We start from the raw sequence: 11,971 nt of genomic DNA on the forward strand, positions 1-11,971 counted from the left end.
CAAAATACAGCAGCTTTCTTTTTGCAACTTCTCGTTTTTTATCTTCACTCAAATCAAGGTATAAAAATGAAAAAACAAACATTATCTTTATTGGTTGCCGCTGCTTTCGCTTTAGTCGCTTGCGGTGATAACTCAGCACAACCAACTCAAAGCACCACACCATCAACACCAGCTGCCTCAGCAGCACCTTCAGCAGCCGCTAACCCAAGCTGGGAAACTTACCTAGTTGGTTCAGAATTAAGCTACATACCATTTGAATACTCAGGCGACAAAGGTCAAGCAGAAGGTTTTGAAATTGACGTATTACAAGCCGTAGCGCAAGCTGCCGAATTTAATATCTAAGTAGTAAACACCCCACGCAATACCATTGAAAGCAGCCTGAACAATGACAGCCGCCAAATCTGGGCATCATCATTGTCTATCAACCCAGAGCGTTTAGAAAAAATGGCGATGAGCGACAGCTTCCTGAGCTACGAATCCGCTATGTTGGTATTAGATACCCCAGAAAATGAAGGCATTAAAAAGCCTGAAGACTTGGCAGGCAAAACCATTGCGTACAACAAAAGTAGTTATTTAAATGCAGCCAAAACCAAAGAGTTGGGCGCAAATGCAGACGAAGCCACTTCATTCTACTTAGCATTGAAAGACGTATACTCAGGCAAAGCCACTGCCGTTATTGGCGATACACGCGTGTTCCAGTATTACCAAAAACAAGCAGATGCGCCCAAATCACGCATCATTCCGTTGAGCACAGAGTCTAATAAACTGGGCTTTGCTGTGAAAAAAGGCAACGCAGAATTGCTGAAAAAAATCAACGCAGGTTTAGAAAAAATCAAATCTGACGGCACGTTAGATAAATTGATTGCTAAATGGTTTGGTGAAGCAAATAAATAATTTTTAACGTTATCGCCTGATTTATCAAACCTCGTTTAATAAATTGGGTGATTTTTGTTTTTTACACATAGAGGACAAACATATGAAACGAGCTTATTTATCTCTATTCATTGCAGCAGCTTTAGCCCTATCCGCTTGTAGCGACAATTCTGCCAAAACAGCCCCACCCGCAGAGCACCCCACTGCCAGCGCACAAAACACCAATCTGCCCACTTACGTAGTCGGCTCAGAGTTGGGCTACATGCCATTTGAATTTATCGGCGACAAAGGTCAAGCCGTAGGTTTTGAAATGGAAGTGCTGGAAGAAATCGCCAAAGTGAGCGGTTTCCAACTGCAATTTATTAATTCACCACGTAACGCCATCGCCAGCACCTTAAACGACGGCAGCCGTCAAATCTGGGCATCAGCCTTGTCTATCAACCCAAAACGCTTGGAACAAATGGACATGAGCGAACCCTTTATGGACTTTGAAGCCGCGATTGCCATTGCAGACACACCTGAAAACGCCAACGTGCAAACCTTGCAAGACTTATCAGACAAAAAAATCGCCTTCAACAAAGGCGGTTCAAGCAACGCAGAAACCGTAGAAAAACTCAAAGGCGAAGCCGTACCAGCAGATACGTTCTTCCTAGCGTTGAGATCCATGCGCTTGGGCAAAGCCGATGCCATTGTGGGCGACGTGCGCGTATTCCAGTATTACAAAACTCATGAAAACGACAAAATCCGCATTATTTCAATGGGACAAGGCGCGAAACCGTTGGGCTTTGCTGTGAAAAAAGGCAACGCAGAATTGCTGACAAAACTGAACTCAGGTTTAGCCAAAATCAAAGGCGACGGCACTTTGGATAAATTGGTAACAAAATGGTTTGGTGAAAACCAAGTTGCCAGCCAACCAGCTAAATAAACATTTTCAGGCAGCCTGAAACACATTATTAAGGACAAAATTTAGCCGCTCTAATCGCTACCACTTTAATCGCTAGCCCAGTTTACGCCGCCCCAGCAAAAGCTAAAGCCGCACAAACCAAAACGCACGCGAAAAAAAGCACCGTAGCACGCAACAAAGCCAACGCTTTAGTGTTCTATGAATTGGCGTTCAACAAACACAAATTAAACGAAGCTGTGAGCAAATATGTCGGCAAAACTTACTTGCAACACAACCCAACCGTAGCAGATGGCGGTCAAGCATTTATTGACGCATTTGCGCCATTCTTGAAAGAAAACCCACAATCTCGTGCCGAAGTGAAACGTGTGATTGCTGAAGGCGATTTGGTGATGTTGCACGTGTTCAGCCAAGTGAATCCGCAAGACAAAGGTGAAGCTGTGGTCGATATTTTCCGCTTTGATAAAAACGGCAAAATCGTGGAGCATTGGGACGTGATTCAAACCATGCCTGATAGCACTGTAAGCGATCGCGGTATGTTCTAATATTAAAAAGTCGCGGTATGTTCTAATATTAAAAAGCAGCCTGAAAATATTTTCAGGCTGCTTTTTTTGCCAAACATGGGGCGTCGGTGGCTCGCCGACATACACAGTTAAATTTCTTGTTTTGCCAAAATTTGTCGGCGAGCCGCCGACGCTCCATGTTTGATTATTTCAACCAAACCACCACTTCTTCCGCAGATTTACGCGCTTTCTCTGCAATATCTTGGCTGCGATAACCAAACGTAGCCGCTACAGACACCCCCCACTCTTCAGGGTCAAACGCGCCTGCCTCCGCCAAGGCTTTGTTCATTTCATCGTAATTGAAACCTTCAATCGGGCAGCTATCAATGCCGACCAAAGCCGCGCCTGTCATCATGTTCGCCAACGCGATATAAGTTTGCTTGCTGCACCAGTCAAACAACGCACGTTCATTGCCTGCAGTTTTCATATCATTCACTTGGAAATCGTGATATTTCGCGATGGTTTTTTCCACCATTTCAGGGTCGGTTACGCCACGGCGTTTAATGCTTTCCACCAACAATTCGCTGTTAGCAGTCACGTTTTTCTTCGCCAAAATCACAACGATATGACTTGCTGTGTCCAAAGTCGCTTGCATGCCCCAAGAAAATGGTTTGATTTTCTCACGCAATTCAGGGCTTTGAATCACCACAAATTTCCAAGGCTCAGAACCCACAGAGCTTGGCGATAAACGACCCAAGTCTAAAATAAAGTTGAAATCTTCATTGCTGATTTTTTTGCTCGCGTCATAATAACGGCAAGATTTGCGGTATTTATAAGCCGCTAAAACTTCATCGCGATTGAAAAATTGAGACATAATCATTCTTTCTGTATGTGTTAATAGGAAACCGAATTATAGTTGATGCAATCATTTTTTAATACAAGGCGACAACGCCCGCCGTGTACAAAGAGTACATAAGGGCGTTGGCAACGCAGTATTAAAAGATAAGTGCATTAACTATATACGATTTTTCAGGCTGCGATTGCATTCTTCGCAGCCTGAAAACTTACTCTGCCAATTCCGATTGTTCATGCGACATCAATTCTTGTCCCACGTCGCCCAGTAACGATAAATAACGCTCATACTGCTTCAAAATATCCGCAATCAGCTCATTTTGGCTCATATAGCCCACGTCATAGCCTTGTCGTCCGTCCGAAAAATACGTTATCGGTTCATACGTTACGGCATTTTGGAAATTCGGCAAATGCTCGTCTGCCACCAAATTTTCTGCCACTTCTTTCGCCACAGAACGAATCCCATACACAAAATCGCGCATGGTTTCTTTATGAATGACCAACTCCACCGCAGGCACTTCATCATCAAAATGCTTGACTACTTGCGCATGAAAACCATAATTTGAAATCAACTCATTCTGAAGTTGATACATCGCAGGCAACGCCGTTCGTTTCAAAAACAGCAAAATATCTTTCTCTTCCGCCTGATTGAGCATATGCGCCAAACGCTCGCGCCATTTCTCGCCCGTCCACATGCTTGAACTAGGCGTAAATTTCGCCGCAAAATATTTCTTGTCCGCCGATAAACCCATCAGCAAACTCACGCACATCAGCAACATCAACAGCGCAAAAGGCAACGCCGTAATCAACGTCATCGTTTGCAACGTCCCCAAACCGCCCGAACGCAGCAACGCAATCGCCACCACCGACATCAACACCGACCACATTACCGCCTGCCAACGTTTCGCCGCCAAACCCTTATCGCGTGAAGCAATATTATTCAGCACATAAATGCCCGAATCCGCCGACGTTACAAAAAACAGCGCAATGCTGATTAACGCCATCACACTGGTCAAACCCGACCACGGCAAATAATGGAAAAATTGAAACAGCAATTTTTCAGGAGCAGAAGTCGCTGCTGATAACGCGCCATTTGCTGTGTGCGTGTCGAACCAAATCGCGCTGTTCCCAAATATGGTAAACCACAACAACGAAAACAAAGTCGGAATCACCAACACGCCAAACACAAATTCACGAATCGTCCGACCACGCGAAATCCGCGCAATAAACAAGCCCACAAATGGTGCCCAAGAACACCACCAAGCCCAATACACAATCGTCCACACATTAAACCATTTCACATTTTGCGGCTCGTAAACATAGGTTTTAAAACTCAATGGAATCAACTGGCTCAAATACGTTCCGATGTTATCGCTCAACGCCGAGAGCAAATACAAAGTCGGCGCGGTACACAACACGAACACGAGCAAACTTAAAGCAATGCCCAAATTCGTTTCGCTCAAAATTTTCACGCCCTTGCCAACGCCCGAAATCGCCGACAACGTCGCCATGCTCATCACAACAATAATCACGCCCACTTGCAGCGCAAAACTGTTTTCCGACACCCAGCCCAGTTGCACCAAACCCGACCCCAGTTGCGCCGAACCAAAACCCAATGTCGTGATAATCCCGAATAAAGTCGCGATTAACGCCACAATATCCACCACGTCGCCCATTTTGCCGTTGATTTTATCTTTCAACAGCGGATAAAAACACGAACGCAATGCCAACGGCAATTTATAGCGAAACGCAAAATACGCCAACACCAAGGCAATCGTGCCGTAAATCGCCCACGCATGAATGCCCCAGTGAAACGCCGTATGCACAATCGCCTGCTGCGTTTTCACGTCCACGCTGCCTGAAACCACGCTTGAATTGAAATGCGACAAGGGTTCAGCCACGCCAAAAAACATCAGCCCCACGCCCATGCCTGCCGCAAACAACATCGCCAACCACGACACAAAACCAAATTCAGGCTCTTCCTCATCTGCCCCTAATTTGATTTTGCCAAAGCTGCTGCCTGAAACAAATATTAAGAAAAACAAAAACAGCGAACAAGCAATAATATAAAACCAACTGAAATGTTCAAAAATGCCCAGTTTCGCGACATCTAAAATGGATTGAGTGGATTGCGGTGCAAACAACACGCTCGCCACCAGTAATAAAACAGCCACCAGCGTCGTGCTGATAACCAAGGGATTGAAATTGGAATGGTTATGCCAAAATCGGGATAAATTCATGGGAACGCCTCCGATTGAATTGAAGATTGAAAACAGATTTTCAGGCAGCCTGAAAGATAAAAATTTGATGAAATATCAGATTTAAAAAAAACAGAAAAATATCGAAGAAATTTCTGATTTCAGGCAGCCTGAAAAATCAGCAAAAGATTGATAAGCACAAGGCTTGTTGTAATATATTGATTATTATAGCATAAAATAAAAATCCTCACAAATCCGCCTTTTTTGCAGCAACAACAAAGACTTTTAGGCTGCATTTTTACGTTAAAATCCCCCATTTTTCACGCCACACCATGCACCGCCATTTCACCACCCTACTCATCGCCACAATCCCCATTGCCTTTCTCATCACGCTCGTTGCCGCGCCACTTTGGGCAATGCTCAACTACCAAGCCGCCGCCCCCCTGTGGGCAGAAATGCTGCACGACAGCTACTACACCCAAAAAATCCTGTGGACAACCCAACAAGCCGCCTACACCGTGCTACTCACACTCACGCTCGGCATTCCCACCGCATACGCGTTGGCACGGCTGAAATTTTTCGGGCGCAAACTCATTTTGCGCTTACTCATGCTGCCGTTCATCATGCCCACTTTAGTTGCAGGCATGGGCGTTTTAGCCCTGTTTGGCGAACACGGATTCTTGTGGCGCGGCTGGGCAGACACGGCTGCGCTGCTGTTATATGGCAACGTGTTTTTCAATTTGCCCGTGATGATTCGCACCGCCTATCAAGGCTTTCTCGCCGTGCCAGCCAACCGACTTGCCGCCGCGCAAACCTTGGGCGCAAACGCTTGGCAACGCTTTTGGCGCGTAGAAATGCCCGTTTTGCGGAACTGGTTAGCAGGCGGCGCGTGTTTGGTTTTCCTATATTGCTTTTCAGGTTTTGGACTAGCGTTGCTGCTGGGCGGACAGCAGTACAGCACGATAGAAGTGGAAATTTATCAACTGATTGCGTATGAATTGAACATGGAAAGCGCGGCGGTTTTGGTGTGGCTTGTGTTGGGGATTACAGCGATTGCTGGCGCGTTATATGCGTGGATTAGCCGCCAAACCGATGCCGCCGAAATCCGTTTCAGGCTGCCTGAAAAACCGAAAACGCTGCCTGAAAAATTGTTGTTGCTGTTTGCGTTGGCGGTTTTACTGCTGTGTTGCGCCTTGCCCCTGTTCGCCGTGGTTTTTCAGGCTGCAAAGGCTGGGGACGCGTGGCGCGTGTTGTGGGACGAAGAGACGTTGGCGGCTTTGTGGAACACATTGCGGTTTTCAGGCTGTGCGGTGGCATTGGCGGCAGTTTTAGGCTTGCTGCACGCGGCTTTAGCACGGCGTTTGGGCGTGATGCGTTCACTCACGTTTTTGTCATTTATGGTGTCGCCTGTGTGCTTGAGTTTTGGCGTGTTGCTGCTGTATCCCGAATGGGCGGCGACTTTGCCGATGTTGATTGCGTTGTACGCGTTGCTGGCGTATCCGTTTGTTACCAAAGATATTTTGGCAGCTTGGGACGCGCTGCCTGAAAATTACACAAAAGCGGCGCGTGTGTTTGGCGCAACGCCGTTTCAGGCTGCATGTTCGGTTACATTGCCTTTGCTGCTGCCTGCGTTGCGGCGCGGTTTAACATTGGCGGCGGCAACGTGTATCGGCGAATTTGCGGCATCGTTATTCTTGTCGCGCCCCGAATGGACAACGCTGACGACGTTGATTTATCGTTATTTGGGCAAAGTCGGCACAGAAAACCATGATAGAGCGATGGTGCTGACTTTGGTGTTGATGGTGCTGTCTTGCGCGGCGTTTTTGGCGTTGGATACGAAAGAAAAGCAGCCTGAACGGTAGGTTTCAGGCTGCAAATGATTTATTTTTGGTTGTATCAACCTTTTCAGGCTGCGATTATAATAGCAACCTTGCTGTTTCGGCAGCAAACTAGTGGCAGGGGAACACAAAATCCCTGCGGCAACAGGGTTTTTTGTGTAGCACCTGCTGTGTGATAAACACTTACAGGAGCAAGCTATGCGAATGTTAATCCTCAAGCGCAAAGGTACATTGCTGGTTTCAGTCAAAATTGACCTAAGAATTATCTTAGCGTTAATTATGCTGTTCAGTCAAAAAGCACATATAAAAACGCAGCCTGAAAAACATTTTTCAGGCTGCGTTTCTTATTTCAATCAATCAAATTGGTCTTCAATTTTGTCTTTCAAGCGTTCCCAAAAGCTTTTCTGACGCGGCGTTTGACTGCGGTCTAAGCCTGTGGCAATGCTTTCAAATTCTTCAAGCAATTCTTTTTGACGGTCGGTTAAGTTGATTGGGGTTTCCACAACAATGTGGCAATACAAGTCGCCAACCAAGCTGCTGCGAACAGATTTCACGCCTTTGCCTTTTACGCGCATACGTTTGCCTGCTTGTGTGCCTGCTGGAATAGTGAGTTTCACTTTGCCGTCTAGCGTTGGCACTTCTACTTCACCGCCCAATGCTGCGGTGGCGAAACTGATTGGCAGTTCGCAATGCAAATCAGTTGGCACATCTGGGTCGCGCTGGAAGATTTTGTGTTCTTTCACGGTAACGTGAATATACAAATCGCCACTTGGTGCGCCATTTGTGCCTGGTTCACCCTCGCCTGTTAAACGGATGCGTTGTCCGTCATCAATCCCTGCTGGAATGTTCACTTCTACGGTTTTGCTGGTTTTCACGCGACCTTCGCCGTGGCATTTCACGCATGGGTCTTTGATTTCTTTGCCTGAACCGCCGCAAGTTGGGCAGGTTTGTTGAATCGTGAAAATGGCTTGGCGTACGTGAACCGTACCTGAGCCATGGCATGTGTGGCAAGTGCTGGCTTTTGTGCCTGGTTTGGCGCCTGAGCCGTGACAAATGTCGCATTCTTCATACGTTGGCACGGTGATTTGACGTTTTACGCCTGCTGCGGCTTCTTCTAATGTGATTTCTACTCGGTAGTTGATGTCTTCGCCTTGATAGCTTTGCTGACGTGCGCCACCTGCACCTGCGCCACCAAACATTTGGCTAAAGATGTCGCCAAAATCAAAACCTTGCGCGCCGCCGAAACCGCCGCCAAAGCCTCCAAAACCACCTGCGCCACCTGCTCCGCTAAAGCCGCCTTGTTCAAAGGCTGCGTGTCCGTATTGGTCGTATGCGGCTTTTTTCTGTGGGTCGGAAAGGGTGTCGTATGCTTTTTGGACTTCTTTGAATTTGTCTTCTGCTTCTTTGTTGTCTGGATTGCGGTCTGGGTGGTATTTCATCGCCAGTTTGCGATAGGCTTTTTTAATTTCGTCGTCGCTGGCGGAACGTGCTACGCCGAGTGTTTCGTAAAAATCTTTATTGCTCATAACTGTTTATTTATTTGTGGGTAATTTTGAATGGGAACGTATATGGTGGCAGCCTGAAAAAATTCAAGGTTTTTTCAGGCTGCGTGTTGTTATCAATCTTTAATTTTAAAATGTAACCAGCTTACGCCTGAATTGAGTAATGGACGGAAGTCTTCATCATCTACAATAGGAGGCATATGGTCGCCCACAATCATCACTTCCACGCCTTTCATTTCAGGCTGCTTGATTAAATCAGCAATACCATCCATGGTTTGCGCTTCTAATTGCATATTGTGGCACAACTGTCCATTAGGATTCATGCCGAATCGTGTACAGTCTACACGTTGTTTGTTCACAATATCTTCTTCTTCATAAGGTGCGTGAGCGGTGAGTGTGAGCCAATAGAAAAACAGCTTATCATTTTGATGTTGCTGGAATTGTTTGGGAATCACGTGTTGTGTCAATTCTGTATCACAAATGCCTTTAAATGCAGCACAGCGTTTTAATTCTAAGCCAAGTAATTGTTCTGCAAATATAGTTTGCTGGAAATCTGCTTTGGGATACCAAGCATATCGGTCATACAATCGTCCGCTTGAGCCATGCATGGCAATCGTCTTATAACCTGATTGCGTCAATTTATGCGGCAAGCAGCCTGAAAATGATCGGCTATCTAACTGACCTAAACCAAAGCCATATCGCACGTCCATGCCACATAATTCGCGTAATTCCCCTTGAACAGTCGCACCCAAAGCATAATTTTTACCCATTTCTACAAAATCTAATTTATCGGTTTGCGCTGTAATATTTTTAAACAACTCTTGCTGCAATTCAGGCTGCTTTGGTGCGCCCAAACTCTCCACTACAACAAACAATATTTTTGAAGCATACGGCGTTTTTAAATGGCGAGAAGCACCTTGTTCATCTGCTTTCAATGGTACAAGTTGCGCTTTTTGCGTACTTGCTGCCACAAAAGCACTATTCGTTAATTCATAATATAACCATGCTTGGCTATTGGTGTAATAATAATTTGTGCGAGCTAAAACACCATGTTGGTCACGATATTTAAAATCGCGAACAACCGAACCCACTAATATCATCACAATAGAAACAGCGCACAAATAAAAATAATTTTGCTGACGAAACACCTTTTGCAAAATCAATGGCAAACCAAATGTCAATATTGTCCCAAGCCCCATCGCAATTAAATACATTTTTGGAGCAACCCAAATAAACGGCATAAAATAGCGAATCGCTGATAAATCCATAAACGGAAAAATTTGGATAACCAACATCAAAATATCAAATAAGCAAGACAAGATAAACAGCAAAAAACCAACCGCTTTAAGCCCTTTATTTCGTGCAAACAAAAAAGCAATCGCAACAAAATAATCCAAATTTACCAATGGGCGAGCCAAATTCAAATATCCTGCCAATGACAAGAAGATCGCATTAGGAATAACAAATAAAGCAATTAAATTAATCGTTTCACGTCTATCAATATGCGGTAATTTATAATCCTTACTTAAAGACATATTTATTCCAACAAAAAAATAATCATTATAAAACGAACAGATACAAAACGCAGCCTGAAAACCATTTTCAGGCTGCATTTTTCGTCTATTCAGCAGCCCTAATGCAACTAAACAAACTTTCATATAAAATTTAGTCATTCACAAATAACCCAACTAAGGCAGCCTGAAAATGTATCTTTGGCTCAAATTTGCCCACATATTCTTCATCATTTCATGGTTCGCAGGACTATTCTACCTACCCCGAATCTACGTCAATCTCGCCATGACCGACCAAGCAGATGAATACAACCGCCTGCTACTCATGGCAACCAAACTCTACAAATTCATGACCCCGTGGGGCATTGGCGCACTCATCTGCGGCATACTCATGCCCCTCACACAAATCGGTTTCCCCGCATGGGTACACGGCAAAATCTTCGCAGGATTGCTGCTGCTCGGCTACCAGCTATGGTGTCGCAAAATCCTGCAAGACTTCACCAACCACACCAACACCAAAAGCCACAAATGGTATCGCGTCTTCAACGAACTACCCGTATTCGCCTTATTATTTGCCCTATATCTCGTTATTTTTAAACCTTTTTAAGGCAGCCTGAAACCATGTCCAACATCGAAATAGAACGTCGCTTTCTCATCAAAAACGACATCTGGCGACAACACGCCAGCGCACCCAAAAGCCTACAACAAGGCTACATCAACGTAGAAAAAGAGCGCACCATCCGCGTCCGCATTATCGGCGAGCAAGCATGGCTCACCATCAAAGGCTACATTTCAGACGTGAGCCGCAGCGAATTTGAATACCCCATTCCCCTCACAGACGCACAAACCATGCTTGCCACACTCTGTCCGTTCAAAGTACAAAAAGATCGCTATCTCGTGCAACACAACGGTTTCACATTTGAAATAGACGAATTTTTTGGCGACAACGCCCCCTTGATTTTGGCAGAACTCGAACTATCCAGCGAAGAAACCCAATACCCCACACCCGATTGGCTAGGCGAAGAAATCACATCAGACGGACGCTTCACAAACGCCTATTTAAGCAAACATCCATATAGCACATGGCAGCAATAAAAATCTTTGCATAACAACAACAAACCTTGTATAATCGCTCGTTTTTACAGACAAAACTTGTTTGCTTCAAGCCACATTTCAACGGGACAATCCACATTGAAATGCAGCTAAATCACTGTAAAGATTGCCCAATTTGCGTGATTTATGATATAAAACACGTTTTCAATTTTCACTAATTTTTAATTAAGTTTGGAGACCAATCATGGCTAAAGTTTGCAAAGTAACTGGCAAACGTCCAATGTCTGGCAACAACGTATCACATGCCAACAACAAAACCAAACGTCGCTTTTTGCCTAACTTGCAATCACGTCGTTTTTGGGTAGAGAGCGAAAACCGTTGGGTTCGCATCCGTGTAACTAACGCAGCATTGCGCACAATCGACAAAAACGGCATCGACGCTGTTTTGGCTGACTTGCGTGCTCGCGGCGAAGCTATCTAATAATAAAGGATTTGAATCATGCGCGATAAAATCAAATTAGAATCATCTGCTGGTACTGGTCACTTCTACACCACTACTAAAAATAAACGTACAATGCCTGGCAAAATGGAACTCAAAAAATTTGACCCAGTTGCTCGCAAACACGTTATCTATAAAGAAACAAAATTGAAATAATTTCAATCTATCAAACCTCTGTATTTAATACAGAGGTTTTTTATTTTCAGGCAGCCTGAAAGTTTAAATATAACCACTCCCCTAT

At 45.0% G+C, this 11,971-nt stretch carries 12 protein-coding genes and 1 pseudogene; 9 read left to right on the forward strand and 4 right to left on the reverse strand.

Annotation, left to right across the window (positions count from 1 at the left end):
• Positions 1-66 precede the first annotated feature (66 nt).
• The 4 genes and pseudogenes from QEO93_RS11685 to QEO93_RS07330 all read left to right on the forward strand — a co-directional run.
• A pseudogene (locus tag QEO93_RS11685) lies at positions 67-420 on the forward strand (transporter substrate-binding domain-containing protein); the annotation flags it as partial.
• Between the two features lie 63 nt (positions 421-483).
• Positions 484-894 carry a substrate-binding periplasmic protein gene (locus tag QEO93_RS11690; protein WP_425432031.1) on the forward strand — a complete coding sequence of 137 codons (411 nt, stop codon included), beginning with the start codon at positions 484-486 and terminating at the stop codon, positions 892-894.
• An 82-nt stretch (positions 895-976) separates the two neighbouring features.
• Positions 977-1,798, forward strand: a complete 822-nt coding sequence (locus tag QEO93_RS07325) for a transporter substrate-binding domain-containing protein (protein WP_032136291.1) — start codon at positions 977-979, stop codon at positions 1,796-1,798.
• A 170-nt stretch (positions 1,799-1,968) separates the two neighbouring features.
• The gene (locus QEO93_RS07330; protein WP_245832207.1) at positions 1,969-2,319 is read left to right on the forward strand and encodes a nuclear transport factor 2 family protein; all 351 of its coding nucleotides are present in this window, start codon (positions 1,969-1,971) and stop codon (positions 2,317-2,319) included.
• Positions 2,320-2,482: 163 nt separating this feature from the next.
• On the opposite strand, the gene QEO93_RS07335 is transcribed toward QEO93_RS07330, so the two are convergent.
• A complete protein-coding gene (locus tag QEO93_RS07335) occupies positions 2,483-3,151 on the reverse strand; it encodes an NAD(P)H-dependent oxidoreductase (protein ID WP_085815688.1) in 669 nt (222 codons plus the stop codon).
• 190 nt (positions 3,152-3,341) lie between these two features.
• On the reverse strand, positions 3,342-5,369 hold the full coding sequence (locus QEO93_RS07340; protein WP_085815689.1) for a BCCT family transporter: 2,028 nt from the start codon (positions 5,367-5,369) through the stop codon (positions 3,342-3,344).
• A 290-nt stretch (positions 5,370-5,659) separates the two neighbouring features.
• On the opposite strand from QEO93_RS07340, the gene QEO93_RS07345 reads away from it, so the two are divergent.
• Positions 5,660-7,189, forward strand: a complete 1,530-nt coding sequence (locus tag QEO93_RS07345) for an ABC transporter permease (protein WP_085815690.1) — start codon at positions 5,660-5,662, stop codon at positions 7,187-7,189.
• A gap of 329 nt (positions 7,190-7,518) precedes the next feature.
• Here the strand turns inward: QEO93_RS07345 and dnaJ are convergent, their stop codons facing one another.
• The gene (dnaJ, locus tag QEO93_RS07350; RefSeq protein ID WP_032136556.1) at positions 7,519-8,691 is read right to left on the reverse strand and encodes a molecular chaperone DnaJ; all 1,173 of its coding nucleotides are present in this window, start codon (positions 8,689-8,691) and stop codon (positions 7,519-7,521) included.
• A gap of 92 nt (positions 8,692-8,783) precedes the next feature.
• On the reverse strand, positions 8,784-10,202 hold the full coding sequence (locus tag QEO93_RS07355; RefSeq protein ID WP_032136585.1) for a sulfatase-like hydrolase/transferase: 1,419 nt from the start codon (positions 10,200-10,202) through the stop codon (positions 8,784-8,786).
• Positions 10,203-10,371: 169 nt separating this feature from the next.
• Here QEO93_RS07355 and QEO93_RS07360 point away from each other — a divergent pair, with 169 nt between their 5' ends.
• The 4 genes from QEO93_RS07360 to rpmG all read left to right on the forward strand — a co-directional run bounded on the left by QEO93_RS07360 (position 10,372) and on the right by rpmG (position 11,886).
• On the forward strand, positions 10,372-10,785 hold the full coding sequence (locus QEO93_RS07360) for a CopD family protein (protein WP_032136555.1): 414 nt from the start codon (positions 10,372-10,374) through the stop codon (positions 10,783-10,785).
• A 14-nt stretch (positions 10,786-10,799) separates the two neighbouring features.
• Complete coding sequence (locus tag QEO93_RS07365) at positions 10,800-11,273, forward strand: CYTH domain-containing protein (RefSeq protein ID WP_032136554.1); 474 nt, start codon at positions 10,800-10,802, stop codon at positions 11,271-11,273.
• A gap of 202 nt (positions 11,274-11,475) precedes the next feature.
• Positions 11,476-11,712 (forward strand): 50S ribosomal protein L28, encoded by a 237-nt coding sequence (rpmB, locus tag QEO93_RS07370; protein ID WP_032136553.1) that lies wholly within the window; start codon positions 11,476-11,478, stop codon positions 11,710-11,712.
• A gap of 18 nt (positions 11,713-11,730) precedes the next feature.
• Positions 11,731-11,886 carry a 50S ribosomal protein L33 gene (gene rpmG, locus QEO93_RS07375; protein ID WP_032136552.1) on the forward strand — a complete coding sequence of 52 codons (156 nt, stop codon included), beginning with the start codon at positions 11,731-11,733 and terminating at the stop codon, positions 11,884-11,886.
• Positions 11,887-11,971 lie beyond the last annotated feature (85 nt).

Origin of the sequence: Kingella negevensis (assembly GCF_030177895.1) — a bacterium.
In the GTDB taxonomy this organism is placed as follows: domain Bacteria; phylum Pseudomonadota; class Gammaproteobacteria; order Burkholderiales; family Neisseriaceae; genus Kingella_C; species Kingella_C negevensis.